The 21,424-nt window shown below is 46.0% G+C and carries 20 protein-coding genes; 7 read left to right on the top strand and 13 right to left on the bottom strand.

Annotated elements, in window-relative coordinates:
• The first annotated feature begins 12 nt into the window (after positions 1-12).
• Positions 13-399: a DUF7147 family protein gene (locus tag QSV55_RS04480; protein ID WP_133451208.1), complete on the top strand. Its 387-nt coding sequence runs from the start codon at positions 13-15 to the stop codon at positions 397-399.
• Here QSV55_RS04480 and QSV55_RS04475 read toward each other — a convergent pair.
• Entirely contained in the window at positions 394-630 is a 237-nt protein-coding gene (locus QSV55_RS04475) for a YlbG family protein (RefSeq protein ID WP_289650863.1), read from the bottom strand. The two genes, QSV55_RS04480 and QSV55_RS04475, sit on opposite strands and share 6 nt — an antisense overlap.
• An 85-nt stretch (positions 631-715) precedes the next feature.
• Between QSV55_RS04475 and QSV55_RS04470 the strand changes: the two genes are divergently transcribed.
• From QSV55_RS04470 to mprF, 3 genes are all read left to right on the top strand, one after another.
• Positions 716-1,624 carry a glycerophosphodiester phosphodiesterase gene (locus tag QSV55_RS04470; protein ID WP_289650862.1) on the top strand — a complete coding sequence of 303 codons (909 nt, stop codon included), beginning with the start codon at positions 716-718 and terminating at the stop codon, positions 1,622-1,624.
• An 87-nt stretch (positions 1,625-1,711) separates the two neighbouring features.
• A complete protein-coding gene (locus tag QSV55_RS04465) occupies positions 1,712-2,311 on the top strand; it encodes a C39 family peptidase (RefSeq protein WP_289650861.1) in 600 nt (199 codons plus the stop codon).
• Complete coding sequence (gene mprF / locus QSV55_RS04460; RefSeq protein WP_289650860.1) at positions 2,311-4,806, top strand: bifunctional lysylphosphatidylglycerol flippase/synthetase MprF; 2,496 nt, start codon at positions 2,311-2,313, stop codon at positions 4,804-4,806. Before QSV55_RS04465 ends, mprF begins: the two co-directional genes overlap by 1 nt.
• Positions 4,807-5,061: 255 nt before the next feature.
• Here the strand turns inward: mprF and QSV55_RS04455 are convergent, their stop codons facing one another.
• From QSV55_RS04455 to QSV55_RS04440, 4 genes are all read right to left on the bottom strand, one after another.
• Positions 5,062-6,399 (bottom strand): sodium-dependent transporter, encoded by a 1,338-nt coding sequence (locus QSV55_RS04455; RefSeq protein ID WP_289650859.1) that lies wholly within the window; start codon positions 6,397-6,399, stop codon positions 5,062-5,064.
• A 262-nt stretch (positions 6,400-6,661) separates the two neighbouring features.
• A complete protein-coding gene (locus QSV55_RS04450; protein ID WP_133451202.1) occupies positions 6,662-7,198 on the bottom strand; it encodes a methyltransferase domain-containing protein in 537 nt (178 codons plus the stop codon).
• An 11-nt stretch (positions 7,199-7,209) separates the two neighbouring features.
• Positions 7,210-7,638: a YlbF/YmcA family competence regulator gene (locus QSV55_RS04445; protein ID WP_289650858.1), complete on the bottom strand. Its 429-nt coding sequence runs from the start codon at positions 7,636-7,638 to the stop codon at positions 7,210-7,212.
• A 13-nt stretch (positions 7,639-7,651) separates the two neighbouring features.
• Positions 7,652-8,554 carry a CAP-associated domain-containing protein gene (locus tag QSV55_RS04440; protein WP_289650857.1) on the bottom strand — a complete coding sequence of 301 codons (903 nt, stop codon included), beginning with the start codon at positions 8,552-8,554 and terminating at the stop codon, positions 7,652-7,654.
• A gap of 119 nt (positions 8,555-8,673) precedes the next feature.
• Between QSV55_RS04440 and QSV55_RS04435 the strand changes: the two genes are divergently transcribed.
• Together QSV55_RS04435 and ytvI are read left to right on the top strand one after the other, a co-directional pair.
• Positions 8,674-9,033, top strand: a complete 360-nt coding sequence (locus tag QSV55_RS04435) for a YugN family protein (RefSeq protein WP_133451200.1) — start codon at positions 8,674-8,676, stop codon at positions 9,031-9,033.
• Between the two features lie 50 nt (positions 9,034-9,083).
• Positions 9,084-10,133 carry a sporulation integral membrane protein YtvI gene (gene ytvI / locus QSV55_RS04430; RefSeq protein WP_289650856.1) on the top strand — a complete coding sequence of 350 codons (1,050 nt, stop codon included), beginning with the start codon at positions 9,084-9,086 and terminating at the stop codon, positions 10,131-10,133.
• Positions 10,134-10,199: 66 nt separating this feature from the next.
• Here the strand turns inward: ytvI and QSV55_RS04425 are convergent, their stop codons facing one another.
• The 7 genes from QSV55_RS04425 to cyoE all read right to left on the bottom strand — a co-directional run bounded on the left by QSV55_RS04425 (position 10,200) and on the right by cyoE (position 16,734).
• Positions 10,200-10,661 carry a DUF420 domain-containing protein gene (locus QSV55_RS04425; protein WP_289650855.1) on the bottom strand — a complete coding sequence of 154 codons (462 nt, stop codon included), beginning with the start codon at positions 10,659-10,661 and terminating at the stop codon, positions 10,200-10,202.
• Positions 10,662-10,670: 9 nt separating this feature from the next.
• Positions 10,671-11,624 (bottom strand): cytochrome c oxidase assembly factor CtaG, encoded by a 954-nt coding sequence (gene ctaG, locus QSV55_RS04420; RefSeq protein WP_133451194.1) that lies wholly within the window; start codon positions 11,622-11,624, stop codon positions 10,671-10,673.
• Between the two features lie 128 nt (positions 11,625-11,752).
• Positions 11,753-12,172, bottom strand: coding sequence for a cytochrome C oxidase subunit IV family protein (locus QSV55_RS04415; RefSeq protein ID WP_289650854.1), 420 nt, complete (start codon positions 12,170-12,172; stop codon positions 11,753-11,755).
• A 1-nt stretch (position 12,173) separates the two neighbouring features.
• Entirely contained in the window at positions 12,174-12,803 is a 630-nt protein-coding gene (locus QSV55_RS04410) for a cytochrome c oxidase subunit 3 (RefSeq protein ID WP_289650853.1), read from the bottom strand.
• Entirely contained in the window at positions 12,803-14,704 is a 1,902-nt protein-coding gene (gene ctaD, locus QSV55_RS04405; protein ID WP_133451191.1) for a cytochrome c oxidase subunit I, read from the bottom strand. Before ctaD ends, QSV55_RS04410 begins: the two co-directional genes overlap by 1 nt.
• 22 nt (positions 14,705-14,726) lie before the next feature.
• Entirely contained in the window at positions 14,727-15,791 is a 1,065-nt protein-coding gene (gene coxB, locus QSV55_RS04400; RefSeq protein ID WP_289650852.1) for a cytochrome c oxidase subunit II, read from the bottom strand.
• Between the two features lie 31 nt (positions 15,792-15,822).
• On the bottom strand, positions 15,823-16,734 hold the full coding sequence (cyoE, locus tag QSV55_RS04395) for a heme o synthase (RefSeq protein WP_424960677.1): 912 nt from the start codon (positions 16,732-16,734) through the stop codon (positions 15,823-15,825).
• A 276-nt stretch (positions 16,735-17,010) separates the two neighbouring features.
• On the opposite strand from cyoE, the gene QSV55_RS04390 reads away from it, so the two are divergent.
• Entirely contained in the window at positions 17,011-17,922 is a 912-nt protein-coding gene (locus tag QSV55_RS04390; RefSeq protein WP_133451272.1) for a COX15/CtaA family protein, read from the top strand.
• A 33-nt stretch (positions 17,923-17,955) separates the two neighbouring features.
• On the opposite strand, the gene QSV55_RS04385 is transcribed toward QSV55_RS04390, so the two are convergent.
• Positions 17,956-21,381 carry a pyruvate carboxylase gene (locus tag QSV55_RS04385; RefSeq protein ID WP_289650851.1) on the bottom strand — a complete coding sequence of 1,142 codons (3,426 nt, stop codon included), beginning with the start codon at positions 21,379-21,381 and terminating at the stop codon, positions 17,956-17,958.
• Positions 21,382-21,424 lie beyond the last annotated feature (43 nt).

Below are 21,424 nucleotides of genomic sequence, written 5' to 3'. Positions count from 1 at the left end.
AGGAGATTAATTATGTCACAATCATTTATCGAACTGGGGCCTGGCCTCAGCGATTTCTTTGAATTCGAGGAGCTGATCCGTTATAATCACGACCGCATCAGAAGTGTCGTCGCTCTGCACACCACACTTGAAGAGACACCGATGACGAGCATCCTCGTTATCATGAAGCCGACCACCCAGGGCCATTTCCAGGGCATTTATGCTACATTTGAATCCATTCCCTATCCTTATCCGGCATCCAACAAGCGTTTTGATCTCATCAGAAGCTGGGCTGAGGACTACCACTTACCTTTCCTGGAGTTTGAGACTAAAGCGATGCACCATTTCCATGAACGGGCGCTGTTCTACAATTATCTGATCGGTGTCCTAAGACTGCAGAGGCAGCTGCCGCCTCTATAAGGATTCGTAGTCTGTTTCCAGTGTCTGATAGGGCGAGATTTCCACCTTCAGCACATATTTCAGACGGGAGAGCTGCTCGAGTACTTCATCGACTCTGTCTGTATCGATATAGAGCGACAACCATTTATCCCTGCGGTTGAAATAAGCGATATGGCCATATTTTCTCAGCTGGCGCTCATTCTTGCTGCTCTTCATATAAATAATTAAATTTGTTCTAGGCGTTAAAGTCATCGTTCAACCTCATTATTACAGTTTCTTTTATAGTATCATGTTATTTGGTAAAATAAAATGTATCAAAATGACTGGAGGCAACTATATGAATAAAACAGTGAAAACAGGCGCCATGCTCCTCGCTGCCTACGGGACAAGTATTGCTGTTTCAAAGCAGCTCGCTAAAAATGAAAAACGTGCCATCCGCCCTTACTTCACAGGCCGGGCACCCTACATCTTCGCGCACCGCGGCGGGATGAAACTGGCACCGGAAAGTACAATGCCCGCATTTAACGAAGCGGCACGTCTTGAAGTGGATGGCTTTGAAATTGATATCCGCGTGACAAAGGATGACGTGATTGTGGTCTTCCATGATGCTTATGTCGACCGCGTCTCCAACGGGACTGGTCTTATCGCTGACCAGACACTCAGCGAACTGCAGCAACTTGATTTCGGCTACTATTTCAAGGATATCAATGGAGATTATCCATTCAGAGGCAAAGATGCGCGTATCGTCACACTGGAAGAACTGATCACAAAGTTCCCGGATAAACGCATCAATATTGACATCAAAGACCGGCCGGAGACCGTGGCAGGCGCTAAGGCACCGGAACTTCTGAACCAGCTGATTACACGACTGGGTGCCGCAGACCGCGTCCTGGTGACAAGCTTCCATGATGAGCAGACAGCACGTTTTAAGTCACTTAATCAAGCCGTTGCTACAGGCGCCGGCGTCAACGAAGTCAGAAAAGCATATGCGTTATACACGAGCGGCTATGGTCATCTCTATCAGCCCGAAGCCGATACATTCCAGATACCGGTGTCATTCCGCGGCATCCGCCTGGATTCAGCCCGCTGGATGAGCTTCCTTGCCAGCCATAATATTGCGGTCGGCTACTGGGTCATCAACAGTATCGACGAGATGGATGACCTCCTTCAGAAAGGTGCTCATACCATCGTCACTGACCGGCCGGACCTGGCTTACCACTTAATCAAAGAACGTTATCGTAAATAAGGAAAATCGTGCAGATCATCTGCACGATTTTTTAATCATTTGCCATTTATTAACAAATCTACTATATTATAAAGTGAGGCGCATCAAATGAAACTTATCCCGGTCAGACCCCAGAGTCAGTGGTATCCGAAACCGATGATCATGGGATGTGAAGGTGTGGCGGCAAGCATGCTGCTTGGCGGGGCGGTCGCGCCTGAGAAACTGATGAAATACTGGCCGAAACATGACTCTAATCCAGAGAAAGGCTATGTCGGTCATCCTTCCTTCATCAGTCTGAACAGTCATCAGACCATTTTTCCGTCCGCATTTGTCCCTTATTTAAAGCAGTTTGATGCCCGTATAGTGGATGGCACAGGCGCTACTCTCCCTGAACTGGAAAAACTGCTCGATCACAATCAGCCGGTTCTCATCTATCACACGCATCTTGGATTTACTGCTCTTGAGCGTATCTTCCATACCTCAGATGGCAAGAAACACTGGGTCAGCAACATCCATATCACTCTGCTTATCGGTTATGACCGCAACTATTATTACTATATCGACCCGCTCTGGATGAAGATCGGGCCTATCCTCTTGCCGGCTCTCCTGCCGTCCCGCAGACAGATCATGAAAATGTCTAAAAGACGGTTCAGGAAAAGCTATGAGTCGCCAGGACGTCTCTGTATCTTTAAAAAAGAAGGTGTATGATGAACTCCCGTACTTTATCTTATTTGAAAACCAGTTTGATTCTGATATTCTTTACAGCAGCGATGGTCATCCTGACGCGTGAACTGTCCCAGGTCAACTTCAAAGAAACCATTCACCTGTTCCGCCAGCTGCCGACCCTCAACTTTATCCTGATCATCGCTGCAGGTCTGACCGCTGTTCTGTCGCTCTCTCTCTATGATTATGTGCTGACGCGCCAGTTAAATGTGAATATCTCTCTCCGTCACTTATTGCCGGTCAGTTTTATAACGAATGCATTTAACAATATTCTGGGCCTCGGCGGCTTATTTGGCGCTGGTCTCCGCATATTTCAGTACGAGCCTAAAGCACCTGCTCATGCGCCGCTCAAGCGGGCCATCAGTCTGCTGTTATTATCCACCATCAGCGGTCTCAGCGTCCTGTGCTATATCGCTTATGGACTGATTGATATTAAAGCAGTCCCGTATGGCAACTGGATTGTTCTTTTTGCCTGTATCTATGCGCCTGCTTATCTCATCTTTACCATCATCAAGCCGATCAGCAAGGAGCAGCGGTTACTCGGCGTCAATTTCACACTCGTTTCCATCATTGACTGGCTGGCAGCGATTGTCCTCTTCTATTTCATTCTGCATGAATTAAATATAGCGGTGGCGTTGCCGGCGGTAGCAGGCCTTTTCATCATAGCGTCACTGTCCGGTATCATCAGCATGATTCCAGGTGGCTTAGGTGCCTTTGACCTGGTGATGTTAACAGGGCTCGGCACACTGGGCGTCAGCGAGGAGAAAGCGCTCCTTGCGTTACTGCTCTACCGCACCGTCTACTATTTCTTTCCGCTTCTTGTCGCGCTGCTGTTGTCAGTCTTTGAATACAAAGAGAGCGCCAAGACTTATATCGAGGATAATAAGCTGTTGAGTTCAGCGGCAATGACCGGCTCCTTTATCCGCGCACTGCAGAAATCCTCACCTTATCAGTTTTCCGGGTTGATTGTCGCGCTGCTGACCATCATCACCAGTCTTGTCTACTACTTCAATTATTTTCTGATTGTCTATGATGCGATAGCTGAGAAACGTTACACTTATTACTCAGTCATCATCATCTTCCACGTCGCTGCCAGTCTGACGCTTCTGATCAGCGCAAACGGCGTCATGCACGGCACAAAGCGTGCGACCATGCTCAGTATCCTATCGACCGCCATGCTGCTGGTCACGACTTTTCTCTCGTACGGGACGATCGTCTCCTACGTCTGGTTGACGACCATCCTGCTGCTCCTGATATTTAGATATCGTAAGACAACCATGATTAAGCGCAGCCTGACCCCGCTCAAAATGATCATCAGCACAGCGCTGATTCTGCTGATGCTAGCCGTCAATCACTGGGTGACCATCGATATGCTGGAGATTTATCCTCATAAAGCCACTCATTTCGATGATCAGCTGCTCGGTGCACTGATGTGGGGGACAGTCCTGATATTCGCCGTTGTCAGTGCACTGATCACTTATTATTACTCGAGAAAATATCGTCATCTGCTGGCGGATACTGTCACTGAGGAAGAACTGAAATCAATCATTGACATCGAAGGCAGCTACGTCAGTCACCTGGCTTTCACGGGTGATAAATCATTTTTCTTGAATGAGGCACGCGATGCCTTCCTGATGTTCCATAAGACGAAGAATGCGCTCATCGTCATGGGCGATCCGGTCGGTAACCGCGAGCACTTCGAACAGCTCCTGATGGACTTCTACGACAAGGCCTTTTTCCTCGGCAGTGACGTCATCTTTTATCAGGTGCAGTCAAAATATTTACCGCTCTACCACGGCTTCGGCAATCATTTCTTCAAGATCGGCGAAGAAGCCCTGATTCCGCTGCAGGACTTTACCGTCAGCGGTAAAAAACAGCGTGCCTTTCGCGCCACGCTGAACAAACTTGAAAAAGAGGGGTATCTCTTCTCGATTGTAGAAGCACCTTTTGATGATGAATTGATTGATGAACTGAAGACAGTGAGCGATGCGTGGTTAAACGGCAAACAGGAGATGCAGTTTTCTGTCGGATCATTTACCAGACATTATCTCGAGCAGGCACCTATAGCTGTCTTAAAAGACGCGAATCAACGCATCGTTGCATTCTCTACACTCATGCCGACAAATTATAACAGCACCTTGTCAGTTGATTTAATACGCTGGCTGCCGGATCTCGATATTCCCGCCATGGATGCCCTGTACTTAAATATGCTGCTGTATTCAAAAGAGCAAGGCTATGACTACTTCAATATGGGAATGGCCACATTATCTAACGTCGGTCAGAATCGTTATGGCTATGCGCGTGAACGCGTCGCGGGACATGTCTTCAATCATTTTAATAACTTGTACAGTTTCCAGGGCTTGCGGAAATATAAACAGAAATATAATCCTGAATGGAACGAGCGATTCGTTGTCTATAGAACCTATACTTCACTTGTCTGGAATCTGGTGCGCATCGGACTGACTATTAATAAGAAATAAAAAGGGGCCACGTGGGTGGCCCTTTTACTACGAGTTACGCGCGATATTTCCTGTTTATCGCTCATAACTCGCGGTTTTTTATCCTTATTCTTCAGTTACGAGCGATATTTACTGTTTATCGCTCATAACTCACTGTTTTTTGTCCTTATTCTTCAGATACGAGCGATATTCCTCGTTTATCGCTCATAACTCACTGTTTTCTCTCCTTACTCTCCAGTTACGAGCGATATTTCCTGTTTATCGCCCATAACCTCCTTACTTAAATAACAAGGACCCCATAACTAGTATGATAATGACTGGAATGAGATACTTCAGCAGCATGACCCAAATCTTAAACAGCCCTTGGTAGCGCGCGCCTATTACGAGTTCTTCTTCAGCAATGCGTCTGTCCATTACATAACCTGAGAACAAGGAGAAAGCAAGGGCACCTATCGGCAGCATGATATTGGATACGAGATAATCCATATTATCAAAAAATGTACCTGCTAAAAACTTTACATCCCCAAGGACGCCGAAGGATAAGGCAGAAGGGACGCCTACAACAAACAGCAAGATAGTCAGCAGGATAACAGCCCGCCCGCGTCTGGCATCATTTCCTTTGATCATATTTGCGACATTGATTTCCATCAGATTGATCGATGACGTGATTGTCGCAAACAGAAAGAGCAGCAGAAAGATCAGATAGAACAGCTGGCCGAATGCCAGTTGATCAAAGACATAGGGCAGAACGACGAACAGAAGCCCCGGCCCTTCCGCGTTGTCGATATGAAGCGCTGTCGTCGCCGGAAATATGGCGAGCCCTGCAAGTATAGTCACTAAAATATTAAGGCCGACGATAGACAGACCGGACTGGACGAGATCAGTCTCTTTCTTTAAATAAGAAGCATAGGTCAGCATGCCGCCAAACCCTACTGACAGTGAAAAGAAGGACTGGCCTAATGCGAATAGGATACTGTCCCTGTTCAGTGCATGAAAATCAGGCTTCAGGAAATACACGATCCCTGCCATGCTTCCGTCAAGGGTGACAGAACGGATAATGATGACCATAAAGAAGATAAAGAGCAGCGGCATCATGACTTTTGATGCGCGTTCTATCCCCTTCTCGACCCCGGCAGCGACAATCAGCGCAGTCAGGGCGATAAAGATGAACTGACCGGCCAAAGCGTATAGCGGGTGGCTGATCAGCATGCCAAAGAGCTCATCATATTGTGCGTGATGACTGCCTGTAAGCAGTGAATAGAGCGTACGCACAAAATAAATGATGATCCAGCCACCGATGACACTATAAAAGCTGAGGAGCAGAAAGACACCGATATTGCCGAGATGACCGATGCCGTCAAACATTTTCCGACCTGTCATTTTACTGAAGGCATTCGTACTGTTCGTCTGTGCATGTCGGCCGATCACAAACTCGGATAAAAGAAGCGGCAGTCCAATCAACAGCGTAAAAACAATAAAGACCGTTAAAAATGCGCCGCCCCCATTGGCAGCCATCACATAGGGAAACTTCCATATGGCACCCAGCCCTATCGCTGACCCAGCACTTGCTAATATAAAACCTAATTTAGAATTCCATGATGCACGTGTTTCCATATTATTGCCTCCTTTTATTTTTTTCCTAAAAAAAACGGCCGATGTGCAGACATCGGCCGAAAAAAAGAAGCCGATGTACGCGACACGGCCTCAGTAAATTAAAACCTGAAGAGACCGTCATAGATGACTTATATCTATGACGGATATAAGTCCTATGACAGCTGCCAGCTATTCAGTTGCGTCATTGGATTCTTCATGGTTAAGCACCTCTTTTTAGAATAACTATACTTTATCAAATATTCTGATAATAGACAACCATTTTCTACAGTTCGATATGATAATATTTAAGGGCCCGCTCAATCGTTACAGTCGGTAACAGTCCGGCATCCACCAGCATAGGAAGCCAGTCATGACGCCTGATATCAAACAGAACAAAAGAATGGCCGGTACGGATCAGCTCCGCTATAAGGATTTCCGGCTCATAGAAGAGATGAAACGGAATACTGACGTAGATCACATCAAATTTCTTGTCTTTATAGGGGATGCGTGTACGCTTCAGTTGCTTATAGGAAAAGTGCGGATAAAGATGGATGGCCTGTTCCATATCCTTTGGCGCCTGATCGATATAATAACCTTTTATCGCCGTCTCGCGGTCGATTGTACTCAGCAGGACACCATTGAAACAGCCGATAGCCAGCACTTTTTTCCGGGCGGGTAAACGATAGATGAATCGTGCATATTGCCTGAAATAAAAGGAAGTCATAAAACCTGTACGGTAGACCTGTTCTACTGGCTGCTCAAAAAAAGTATAGCGTTTCTGCCAGTCTTTTCTCAGTTTACGTTCTTTCTTGTTACCCACATCCGCACCTCTTATGCTGAACAGGAGCAGCCGCCGCTGCAACTGTGGTCAGTAGTAAAAAATGGATTCCCGCTTTCTACTTTCACTTCTTCGGAAACAGCACCGGCAATAATGACAAGGACTTCATCGAGTAAGGTCTGAAGGGCCACCTCGCTTCTCTTCGCGGCTGCGACGACAGGATGAAGGTCATACGCCTTCTTCGCTCTTCTTGTCGTGAGTAATGTCTCCATATAATCCGGATGATAGCGGCCGAACCGCATCACTTCGTCGTATCGTTCCTTCAGTTTGAGTAAGTTCGTCTTCATGGCCGCGACTTCTGTGTTCTGTTCTAAAGCCAGCTGGTCTAGTCTATATTGATTGTAGCATTCACTTGTCAGAATCATGCTGTTCAGTTCATCTGCCCGGTCCAGCACAGTGAACAGCTGGTCATCATAAATCATCCTCATACCCCATTTAATTCTTGATATAGCGGACACCGTAACAATCACTCACTGAGGCTACAATGCTGTCGTAGTGATTGTTAAGCATCATTCCACGCTCATGCCCATTCAGCCACTGATTAACTGCTTCAGCTGAGTCATAAGCTGTCGTACTGTTCTCCTGCTGACACAGAGACTCATTGTTCTCTATCTTGCGCAGCGGATGTATTTCGTAATTTGCACGCATCATATTGATTATTTCGATCAATGTCTGCTGAGCATTCTGTTCCTGCAGAATAGATTGCTCTATCCTCATTGTACGCTCTATAGGCTGACCGTTCAAGTGAGCCGTATAGGGCAGCATCTGAACGAGCAGCGGCGCCGACATAAATCTTGCGGCCATCACTTTGCCTGTCTCTCGGTCGATATAGACCTGAGTATAGACATCATCATACTGAATAAGCAGCTGTGTCTTAAGGTCAACTTCAGTCAACTCAAAATGATAATCCCCGTCCTCAGACGTCACGCTCGGTTCAGTGTCGATAGAAGTACCTCTGAAAATGTCTGATGCCTGCTGGTTTACAGTGAACGGTTCAATATCAGCTTCCGGACCTGTCGCATAGATCATGCCGATTTGATTCTCTCTTACCCGGACATCATAAAATGCGTTCTTGTCGTGATAGATGTAGTGCTGATATTTATTATCAGCCTGATAGATGCGGTCCGGATAACCATGGACTGCTGTCCAGCTGTCAATTGATTCTCCGATGTAGGTCCCCGGCCCCTCAGTGAGCGCTGCATTCCTCGGTCTTTCTTCTGGCTGATCATTCTGCTTGGTTTCCTCCAGGCGATTAAAATCTCCGAGAGCATAGAACAGCAGAAAGAGTCCTAGTAGCGCTATTAGAACTAACAGCATTTTAAATATTATAGTCTTCATCAGCTTCTCCGTCTGTTTTTTCATATTATACATTATTTGCACTTGAATAAATAACTGATTGCAACAATCCTCTTTTTGTCATAAAATTAGAGTTGAGCATATTGAGGGAGGTAAATGAAATGGTATTCGACAATTCAGGTATTGAAAACATCGTAGCTGATCAGAATGTGATTCAGCACGTCATGAATAAACATGGCCTTAATCTGGGTGGCCACTGGGATTACGAACGTGTCACATACGACTTGAAATATCAGATTGAAGAAGGTGTTTACTACCTTCGCATTCCAGGTTACGCCGTTGAAGGTGATGTAGGCGCTCGTAACGCTAAACTACAGATGATGGATCCGTACTTAGGTAAGCACTATTATCCAACCGGTATCGAATATGGTGAGGATGAATATTTTCCGCCAGCAGTGGTTGAACATTGCAAACGTACAATCATCAGTATCAGTAACGATCTCAGAGAAATCCTTGCTTAAGACGTGGGCATATGCCGCGTCTTTTTTAATAGCCATGAGGAGGCCAGAATGTGTTCAAGCGACTTTTAACTAAAAAGAATGTGACCTTAGCGGTCTTTATTGTTCTCACCGTTTTATTCTTTTATTTCATCTTACCCATATCAATTCCGATTGTCAGCGCACTGATACTTGCCTTAGTGCTGGAACCCGCTGTCAGAAAGCTGGAGTTCAAATTCGGCAGTCGTAAATGGAGTGTGACAGCCCTCTATTCAGGTATTCTGCTCATTTTATTAGTGCTGCTTTACCTGATACTGACGAAAGTGATTGAAGCCTTATTCGATTTCGCCAGGAATCTGCCGGCTAAAGCAGACACCTTGATCGCGGCCTGGTCGAGTGTCGAAGTGAAACTGAACCAGCTGCTCCCGTCAAGCGTAACCGCCTCACTCAATGATGAAGTGCAGAAGTTCCTTCTTTCTATGCGTGATGGTATCGCTGACTATTTCAGCGTCCAGAACATCACCAATTTTGTCTCCATGCTGCCTGAGCTGATTATTTCCGGTCTGGTGTTCCTGGTTGCTCTGTTCCTCTTTATGCTGGAAGTCCCGCGCATGAAGCAGCTGATACGCAAGCATACATATGAAAAAACCTACTCGCGGGGTCTGCTGATCTGGCAGAAGGTCTCTACCTCTGTCTTTGGCATGCTCAGAGCGGCCGTCATCTTATCATTTATCACCTGGGTCTTCACATTTATCGGTCTGTTATTTATCGTGCCGGAAAATGCGCTCATCCTCAGCCTGATCATCTGTATCGTCGACTTACTGCCCATTATCGGCGCTACCGGCATCACCATTCCGTGGACGCTGTATGAGCTGATTACAGGCGACAATGTAACAGCCATCAAGCTCGCGCTTCTTTCAGTCTTCCTGCTCGTGCAGCGCAAAGTACTGGAACCGAAGATTATGGGTAACGGTGTCGGACTGAGTCCGCTTGCCACCTTGATTTCCATGTACATCGGCTTGAAACTGATGGGCTTTATCGGCTTCTTTATCGGCCCGATCATCCTTCTGATCATCGTGACCTTCATTGAATCGGGTGCCATCAAGATGAACTTCAAAATCTGACAACACACTTACATCAGTAAGTGTGTTTTTTAATGAAAAAAGCAGCGGATAATCCGCTGCTGATGCTTAAATACCTAGGATTGCCTTGAATACTGACGTGGTCTCGCCGCCCTTATAAAATACATAAAGCAGTAAATAAACCGCTACGCCGGTGATAGCTGTAAAAAACCAGATGATGGAAGTCGTCGGACCTAGTTTTCTATGGATATTCAATCTGTCCTTCAGTCCTGACACAATCATGATCAGGCCCAGCACACCGCCTGTTGTAGCGAGTGTGATATGGAAGACCAGGAATATCGTGTAATACAGTTTAATACTGTCCGGTCCGCCAAAAGAGGTATTGCCGATGAATAAGGTACGAGAGACGTAGATGATAAAGAACGTCAGCGCACTCGCCCCAGCTGCGAGCATCACTTTCTTATGGCCTTCCAAGTCTCTCTTCGCAATTTTATACCAGCCGATAGCGACAAGGATCGCACTGATAACAATAAAGGATGTACTGATAGTCGGTAAGATCGGTAAATTCATGTTATTCTCCTATCTGAATTGATTAAAGTAAGCTTGTTCTCTCTGACGAGCTTCCAGGCTGCGCTGTGTCGTCTCTTCCTCATTCCTGCCCTCTGACCAACGCCAGTTAAAGAAGACATAGAACAGCATAAAGCCGAAGAAGACCTCCTGCAGCACTTTCATGATGACGCCACCCGTCTGCTGATCTTCAAGTGACGACATATTCGTGAAGTACTGCGGACCAGATATATTAGTGGCACTCATGACGCTATCCAGCGTACCTTGCGGAACACAGAGCGCCATCGCCCCAAGCCAGGCTTTCGGATCGGTATAGGTGCGGTACATCGGGTGCTGGGAGAAGATAATCAGTCCACAGCTCGGCGTCAGAAGCACCCCGATCATAAAGATATAAACAAGCTTCATCAGACCTGTCAGCTGTTTACGGGGCAGCTCAGTGCGGTTGAATACCGGATACCACATATTAAATGCAGCGACAGAGAGCAGGACCGTGAACAGTGAATGTAATGTCGCACTCTGTTTCAGGAAGTCGAGTACAACCGGCAGATGGTAGATACTGAACAGTCCATTGAAGACAATGATGGCAAAGACAGGACGCGATACCACATCAAACACAGGCTTTATATAAGGACGTGAAACGATGTAATCAATCAGATAGCTAGGTACCGCAAAGAACAGCATCGGCACAATCATCAGATAGAGTACAGCCATCTGCAGCATATGGAAGCTGAAAATAATGTGACTGAGTAAATCAATCGGACTGCCCTTTACAATGTAGATGAGGATCATGCTGATAATGAAGAGGATGACTTCTCTTCTTTTCAACGGTCGGTTACCCGGAATCTCATGCCGCCACTTGGTCACTGATAAAAAATAGACAGCCGTCACAAACAGAAGTGTGACGATATAAAACGGACTCCAGTTCGCAAAGAAACCAAATATAGAGACCGAACTGAGACTATGCATATAATCACTCCAAAAATATAATCTTAGTTTAATTATAAAATACAATGGAAAAGGACGGACCTTACAATAACGAACGTTTTATGTCTTTTTAAAAAAAACACCACTGAACTGCGTCAGTGGTGTCTTCATTATTTAAGTGGGTCACCTAACCAAGCCAGGTAGAGTGCCATCACAACAAACGATAAGGCCAGGAAGATACCTGATAACATAAAAATCTTCGCTACACCGTGACCGTCATGACTCATATGCATGAAGTAGAAGAACTGCAGAATAACCTGTACGAATGCCAGCAGGATTAGGAGCGGTAAAACCACTGCCTTATCTAATCCTGCTGCGACCATACCGAAGGCGATGAATGTCAGGAAGATCATCACTGCAAACGTCGTCACCTGTTGTCTCATCTCTAATGTACGATTACGACGATCATAGTCAAATCTCGCACGGTTGAAACGTGGTGCGTGAGCTTGATGAACTTCATGTGTTTCTACAGCGCCTACTTCTCTCACTTTAACATGTTCTGATACGTAATGTTCATTCGTTTTAGCCATATTATCCTAACACCCCTAACAAGTAAACTACTGTAAAGATGAATACCCAGACTACGTCAATAAAGTGCCAGTATAACGAGAAAGTATTGAACTTCGCTGCATTGTAGACTGATAATCCACGCTTCATGTTACGGATGACAAGCAGGGTTGCCCAGCCAAGACCGATTAAAACGTGAAGTCCGTGCGTTCCTACCAGGAAGTAGAATGCACTACCAAATGCGCTTGAGCGGAAGGTATGACCTTGATGGACATACTCTGTAAACTCGTAAATCTCAAGCCCCAAGAAACACAGGCCAAGTAAGATAGTGACCACAATCCAAGTAAGCATTTTCTTGAAATCATAATTTTTCATGTGGTACATCGCATAGACACTTGTGAGTGATGATGTTAAAAGTAACATCGTCATGACAAATGCCAGCGGTAAATGGAATAACTGTTCTGCTTTTAAGTGCTCTTCACTTGGCACATGATCTTTAAGTGCTAAGTAAGTTGCAAATAATGAAGCAAAGAGCGCTGTCTCACCGCCCAGGAAAATCCAGAAGCCGGTTAACTTGTTTTTACCTTCAAGTGATGCAGTCTCAGGGTGACTTGGCCATCTTTCAACTGTCATTTTTTCTTCAACATGTGCCATTATTTCACACCTCTTTCGTACTCAATCAACTCTTCTTTAGTGATGTGGTAACCATGGTCATCTTTCAGTGAACGTGCCATCATAGCACCTACAGTAATCAGGAGACCTAATCCAAGAACAAATGGTGACCAAGCTTGAACAGGTAAATCTTTCACAGCATCGATCGCCCATTCTTTACCATCTGCAAAGTAGAGAGCACCGAATGCTGCGACGAACAAACCTAAAGATTGGATGAATGGCAGAATTGAATTGTTAGGCATATGAACATCACCTAAAGATTCAGCTGGTAAAATTTCGCCATTGCCTTTCGTTTTTTCTAACCAGAATGCATCTAAGCCGCGTACAAGTGGCGTCTGAGCAAAGTTATAGAATGGAACAGGCTGTGGTAAAGACCACTCAAGCGTACGTCCATCGCCCCATGCATCGCGTCCCACTTTAGGAGCTTTAGCAGTCGTCAAGATGACGTTGATCACTGTAATAATAACCGCTACAGCCATGAGTAAAGCACCGATTGTAGATACTAAGTTGAAAGTGTCATAGCCTTGACCTGGTAAGTAAGTCGCGATACGACGCGGCATACCCATTAAACCAAGGAAATGCTGGATAAAGAATGTTAAGTGGAAACCGAAGAAGAAGATCCAGAATGCAATCTTACCTAATTTTTCACTTAAGATCTTACCGAACATCAGCGGCCAGTAGAAATGAAGTGCTGCAAGTAATGCGAAGACAACCCCGCCGACGATGACGTAGTGGAAATGCGCAACGATGAAATAAGAATCATGGTACTGATAGTCAGCTGGTGCTGATGCCTGCATAACCCCTGTCACACCACCCATAACGAATGATGGAATGAAGGCTAAAGAATAAAGCATCGGTGTTGTAAATTCAATACTACCACCCCAGATAGTCAGTAACCAGTTGAAGATTTTAATACCTGTTGGTACGGCAATCGCCATTGTCGCAATCGCGAAGATCGCGTTCGCTGTTGGTCCAAGACCGACTGTGAACATATGGTGAGCCCATACCATGAAGCCTAAGAAACCGATTAATACTGTTGCGAATACCATCGCTGAATAACCGAACAGACGTTTTCTTGAGAATGTCGGGATGATTTCAGAGAAGATACCGAACGCTGGTAAGACTAAGATATATACTTCCGGGTGACCGAAGATCCAGAATAAATGTTCCCAGATGATCGTATTACCACCTTGAGAGACGATAAAGAATCCAGTACCGAACATTCTATCAAAGATGAGTAAGAATAAACCGATAGTCAGTGGTGGGAATGCGAAGACGATTAATGCTGAAGCAACGAATGTTGTCCATGTCATTAACGGCATACGCATGTATGTCATACCAGGTGCACGCATATTGATGATTGTGACTAGGAAGTTGATACCGGCAATTAATGTACCTGCACCGGAAATCTGAAGTCCAAGTGCGTAGAAGTCAATGCCGTGACCTGTTGAAGCAAGTGATAATGATGCATAAGACGTCCAACCGGCATCAGGTGCCCCGCCTAGGATCCATGATAAGTTCAGGAAGATTCCTCCGAAGAAGAATAACCAGAAACCAAGTGCGTTTAAGAATGGGAACGCGACGTCACGTGCGCCGATCTGTAATGGCACAACTGCATTCATAAATGCGAATAACAGCGGCATCGCTGCCAGGAAAATCATCGTAGTACCGTGCATGGTCAGTACTTGGTTATAGAGACCCGCTGATAAGAAATCATTTTCAGGTACAGCGAGCTGGATACGGATGAACATCGCTTCGAGACCACCCATTGCGAAGAACAGACCACCCATAATCAAGTAAAGAATCGCGATTTTTTTATGGTCAACAGTCGTTAAATATTCCTTAATTGTTGCACCAAAACCTCTTTTAGCTTGTGTAGACAATTGTGTAACCTCCCTTTAAACTTTAGTTCTCGACTTTACGTTCCATTAAGTATGCAGCAAGTGCATCGATGTCGCTGTCAGATACTTTGTACTGACCTGCCATCTTGTTACCTGGTTTAACACTGTCAGGGTCTTTGATCCATTTTTTAAGGTTCTCTTCATTATGCTCTAACACACCAGCGATACGTGTACGCTCACCGAATGTCGTTAAGTTAGGACCTTTAGCCCCTTTACCTGTTGGTGTAACTGCGTGACAGCCGATACATGATTGCTGAAAGACTTTTTCCCCTTCTTTAGCTTGATCACTTGTTGCTGCTACTGCTTTTTTAGTACCTTGCATATCTTTGATCCAAGTATCGAAGTCTGCTTTGTCCAATGCTTTAACTTTGAAGTCCATCAGTGCGTGTGAAGGTCCACATAACTCTGCACATTTACCATAGAAGACATTATCTGCTTCTTTCGCTTTCTTAGAATCAAAGATTAAATAGAACTTGTTGATATTTTCAACGTTTGTATCCATTTTACCGCCGACAGCCGGAATCCAGAATGAGTGTTTAACATCAGCTGAATGAAGTCGGAAATAAACCTTTGTATCAGTTGGAACCACTAACTCCTGTGAAGTGACAACTTCCTGGTTCGGATATTCAAATTCCCACCAGTATTGATTCGCTGTAACGTTGACAATCATTTCTTTGTTCTTACCTTTTTCATCCACTTTATCCATCGCCTTAGTATCTGCTAACTTGAATGTCAGAGACACAGTAGGAATCGCTAAGATAAGAAGTAAGATAATCGGAATGGTTGTCCAGATAATTTCAAGTTTATGATTACCTGCTACTTGTTTTGGCATGAAGTTTTCGCCGACTTTACCGCGTCTGAACTTAAGCACAGCTAAGATGAAGATAATGAGAACGACTAAAATAACACCGATCATGATATAGACAGCAAGCATCATCAGATTGAACTGCTCCTGTGCCACTTCACCGGCCGGACGAAGTACTGATAAGTACGGCTTACCGCAACCAGCTAAAGTCATTGCCAGAACAAAAAACAGGCCAAACAATTTTGTGTTCTTCAATTTGTTCATTAAAAATAACCCCTCTTTCACTCATTCATAATTAAATCATTTGAATTAAAGTAACTACTACTATCATAACAAAAAATATCATCAAATAGTTTAAAGAATAGATAAACATTTGCATTGCCCATTTCGCTTCCTTGACACCGGTCCGAAAGCCTGATAGAGCAAGAAGCAGCCAGCCGATATTCAGTAACGTGGCCAGTATCATAAAGACAGACCCAAGCTCCGCCATGAAGAACGGCGTCGGCAACAAGACCATCACCCATAGCAGCATGCCCAGTCTCGTGCGTTCGAAGCCTTTGACAGTCGGCAGCATCGGGATATGAGCTAAACCGTATTCATCCTTACGCTTGATTGCAAGTGCATAAAAATGAGCGGGTTGCCAGGCAAACATGATGATAAACAGCATCCAGGCTGTTGTCGACAAGTCAGGATTGATACTTGCCCACCCGATAAGCGGTGGAACTGCACCCGGAAAACTCCCTATTATCGTGTTTGACACTAAATGACGTTTAGACCATACAGAATAGAGAATGACATAACCGAACACGCCAAGGAAACCAATGATACCTGTTGTCATATTAATAGAGAACAGAAGCGCCTGTCCGATGACGATCAGTATCAGACTGAGCATCAGCAACTGCTTAGTGCTGATTTTACCTGTCACGCTCGGCCGGTTCATCTTGCTCGGCATCAGAGCATCAATATCCTGGTCGTAAAAATTATTTAATGCACAACTACCACCCATTATTAATACAGAGCCTAACAGCATTGCAATCAATTCCGGCATACTGCCGAGGAACGACTGACCTGTCAGAATAATCGCCAGCCAGCCTCCGACGAATGTCGGGATTAAGTTACCTTGCACCAGTCCGAGTTTAATCACAGCTTTAATATCTTTCGCTGTTAGCCTGCTCTCATCAATCGGAATGATGACATTTTCATTCAGCATTTCCAACCTCCTTTACTCACCTGACGCATATATTAACAATAATAAATCAAAATTGACACAAATTCTATATATTTCAGAAATAAAATGATAACATTTTACTGTAAGCGACAAGAAAGAGTATTCACATATGTGACACATTTACAGTTACCAAACATTGTTATACTATAACATAGGGATTCGAACATAAAATGATAATCCGGAAATATTTTAACATATATATTGAAAGAATTGTTTTCGAAATTCACGACCACAAGAACTTCAGAGGTGAACATGTTGTTAAATGAAAAAAACTTAAAATGGCTGTCAGTCTTTACGACTGTCTTGATGCTCTTCGTTCAGATTGGAGGCGCACTTGTCACGAAGACAGGTTCAGCTGATGGCTGCGGCAGAAGCTGGCCGCTCTGTCATGGTAAACTCATGCCGACTTCTATACCGAAGGAAACATTGATCGAGCTCGCCCACCGAGGGGTTTCCGGTCTTGCACTGTTGTCTGTCACCTGGCTCGTCATACTCAGCATGAAACATATCGGCCATAAAAGAGAAACTAAACTGCTCTGCTTTATGAGCATGGCATTTATTTTTGCCCAGGCGTTAATCGGTGCTGCGGCTGTGGTCTGGCAGCAGAACAGTTTTATCCTGGCGCTGCACTTCGGCATTTCTCTTATCAGCTACAGTTCTGTCTTTCTGCTCATGCTCCTGATCTTTGAAGTGGACCAGAAATTTGATGCGACAAAGCTGATTATCAAGAATCCGCTGCGCTACCATACAGTCGGACTGACAAGCTTTATCTACTTCGTTATCTATAGCGGTGCACTGGTCAGACATACGAAAGCAAGCTTGGCCTGCTCTACATGGCCACTCTGTCAGCCTGGCCAGTTCCAGCTGCCCCAGAATTTCTACGAATGGGTCCAGATGAGCCACCGCACACTGGCGCTGCTTCTCTTTATCTGGCTCGCCTATATCACTTATCATGCCGTGAAAAATTATGCGCAGTATCGCGTCATCAAATATGGTTATCTGACCGCCTTCATTCTTATCTGTCTGCAGGTGACAACGGGCGCGCTTACCATATTCAGCGGTCTCAACCTTTATATCGCTCTGCTGCACGCCCTATTTATCACCCTGCTCTTCGGCTTACTCTGCTATTTCATCTTACTTATCTCCAGAGCTAAATTAAGACAATAATAAAGAAGGAAGGTCAGCTGACCTTCCTTCTTTTTATGGTTCAAGTACGGCTAATAGATCACCCGTCTTAACCGCATTTCCTGTCTCAACATTGATTTCCTTGATCGTTCCCGCGTAAGGTGCCTGCACGGACGTTTCCATCTTCATCGCTTCTGTGACGAGGAGGACCTGTCCTTTGACGACTGTATCGCCCGCTTTGACCTTCACCTCTCCTACTGTCCCCGGCATCTGTGCACCGATATGCGAGGAATCTGAAGGGTCTGCTTTACGGACAGCGGCTGATGTCACTTCAACTGCGGCATCTTTTACATAAACTTTACGCGGCATACCGTTCATCTCGAAATAAACCCAGCGATGGCCATCCGCATGAACATGACCGATATTGATCAGTTTGACGATCAATGTCTTACCTTTATCAATCTCAATCGCCACAATATCCCCTTTCTCCATGCCATAGAAGAAGAGTTGTGAATCGAGCTTAGAGATATCCCCGAACATCTTCTCGGTCTCTTTATAGTTAAGGAATACTTTCGGGTAGAGGGCATAACTGATGACATCCTGTGCTGAGACTTCTGTCTTCAGCAGCGCCTGCAGCTCTTCTTCAAGCTTTGCAAAGTCTACATCCGGAATGCTCAGACCTGGTCGACCGGTCAGTGCAGGCTGTCCTTTTAAGATCAACTGCTGCAGTTTCTCTGGAAAACCGCTGGCTGGCTGACCGATCTCACCTTTAAAGAACTGGACGACAGATGCCGGGAAGTCGAGGGACGCCCCTTTCTCATAAATAGATATCTCGTCCAGGTCATTCTGCACCATATAAAGTGCCATATCGCCGACTACTTTGGACGACGGCGTCACCTTGACGATATCACCGAACATCAGATTGACACGACGGTACATATCCTTGACGTCACTGAAACGTTCGCCCAGTCCCACACCGACCGCCTGCTGTCTCAAGTTCGAATACTGGCCGCCAGGCATCTCATGCGCATAGACTTCAGCACTCGGTGCTTTTATATCACTCTCAAAACTTGCATAGATGGGACGGACCGCTTCCCAGTAATGGGACAGTTCGTCAAGTCCCGCTATATCAACAGCGAGCTCGCGCGCTGTGCCGAGCCTTGCATGATAAAGGGTGCCGGCATTCGGCTGACTCGTCAGACCGCTCATCGCCCCGATAGCTGTATCCACGACATCCACACCCGCATCAATCGCTCTCGAATAAGTGGCTATACCGTTACCACTCGTATCGTGTGTATGAAGATGAATCGGCATATCGACTGCCGCTTTCAGTTCACCGACCAGCTGATAGGCCGCTTCCGGCTTCAGAAGTCCTGCCATATCTTTGATCGCTAGAATATGGAAGCCCGCACGTTCCATGTCACGCGCCATCTTGATATAGTAGTCAAGTGTGTAGACATCAGAACGCTGTGGATTTAATATATCCCCTGTATAGCAGATAGCACCTTCTGAAATCTTGCCTGCCCGCTGGACGGCTTCATTAGCGACCTTCATCTGATCCAGCCAGTTGAGTGAGTCAAATATGCGGAAGACGTCGATACCTGCCGCGGCACTTTCAGCCACAAATTTCTCAATCACATTATCTGCATAATTTTTGTAGCCCACTGCATTCGATGCCCGCAGCAGCATCTGGAACAGAACATTCGGAATCGCTGCTCTGAGATTCTCCAGCCGCTTCCACGGGCTTTCCTTCAGGAAGTTATAGGCCACATCAAATGTGGCACCCCCCCACATCTCAAGTGAGAACGCCTCTTTCAGCAGTCTGCTCGTCGCAGGTGCAACGTCCATCATATCCTTAGTGCGGACACGTGTCGCAAGAAGAGACTGGTGGGCATCGCGGAAAGTCGTATCCGTGATCAGCACATCCTTCTGACTTTGCAGCCACTTCGCTACTGCTTCCGGTCCTTCGTCCAGAAGCAGCTGCCTTGAACCTGTCAGTGACTTCTCGTAGTTCAGCTTCGGAATCAGCACATCCGGTCTGGCATTGGCTACGCCAGGGAAACCATTCACACTGACTGAAGCGATATATTCCAGCGTCTTCGTTCCACGGTCTCTCGGTTCCTTGATATCAAACAGTTCAGGTGTCGCATCTATGAAGTTCGTGTTGTATGCCCCGCTGACAAAGACGGGATGCTGCACCACATTGATCAGGAACTGGATATTGGTTTTAATACCCCGGATACGCATTTCTTTCAGCGAGCGGATCATCTTTTCCTCTGCCTGCTTGAAAGTGAGCGCCTGTGTGGAGACTTTGACCAGCAGTGAATCATAGTAAGGCGAAATCTCAGCGCCCTGGAAGCCGTCTCCTGCATCCAGTCTGACGCCGAAACCACCGCTCGAGCGGTAAGCCATGATCGTACCGGAGTCTGGCATGAAGTGATTCAGCGGGTCTTCTGTCGTAATCCGGCACTGAATGGCATAGCCTAACGTCTGAATCTCCTCCTGCTGCGGCATTTCGATACGGGCATCGTGCAGTGCTTCGCCGTCAGCAATCAGAATCTGTGTCTTGACGATGTCCACACCTGTGACCATCTCAGTGATCGTATGCTCCACCTGGACACGCGGGTTCACTTCGATGAAATAGAAGGCATCTTCTGCGACTAAAAATTCGACTGTGCCGGCATTGACGTAGCCGACTTTCTTCATCAGTTTAACAGCGGCATCACAGATATTCCTGCGCATATCCTCAGAGAGGCCGACTGATGGCGCGACCTCCACAATCTTCTGATGGCGCCGCTGCACAGAGCAATCCCGCTCAAACAGATGAACGAGGTTACCATGCTGGTCCCCTAGAATCTGGACTTCAATATGCTTCGGATTCCTGATGAGTTTCTCGAGATAGACTTCCCTGTTGCCGAATGATTTCTGCGCTTCAGACTGCGCTCTCGTATAGGCCTCTTCAAGTTCGTCTGCCTGTTCAACGATACGCATCCCTTTCCCGCCGCCGCCAGAGATAGCTTTGATGATGATCGGGTAACCATGCGTTTCGACAAATGCTGCCACTTCCTCAAATGAGCGGACTGCTTCTTTTGTGCCCGGGATGACCGGCAGATCAGCGGCAGTGGCCTGACTCCGCGCCTTCACTTTATCGCCGAACATGTCAAGGTGACGCAGCTCAGGCCCGATAAAGATGATGCCCTCTTCCAGACATCTGCGTGCAAATGTTTCATTCTCACTCAGGAAACCATAACCCGGGTGAATCGCATCAGCGCCGCACTGCTTAGCGATACTGATGATCCCTTCAATATCGAGATAACTGTCAGTCGGACTTAAATGCTCACCGACGAGATAAGCTTCATCCGCTTTATAACGGTGCAGGGACCGGCTGTCTTCTTTGGAATAGATGGCAACTGTAGGAATACCTAGTTCAGTCGCTGCTCTGAAAATACGGATGGCAATTTCTCCGCGGTTTGCTGCTAAAAGTTTGGTAATTTGGCGCATAATCATCCTCCTCAAATAAAAAAACATGCCAGCCCTGCTGACA

The organism is Macrococcus bovicus, from assembly GCF_030376725.1.
GTDB lineage: Bacteria > Bacillota > Bacilli > Staphylococcales > Staphylococcaceae > Macrococcus > Macrococcus bovicus.
Note: the sequence above shows the minus strand (reverse complement) of the source record. Positions and strands in the feature narration are given on the sequence as shown.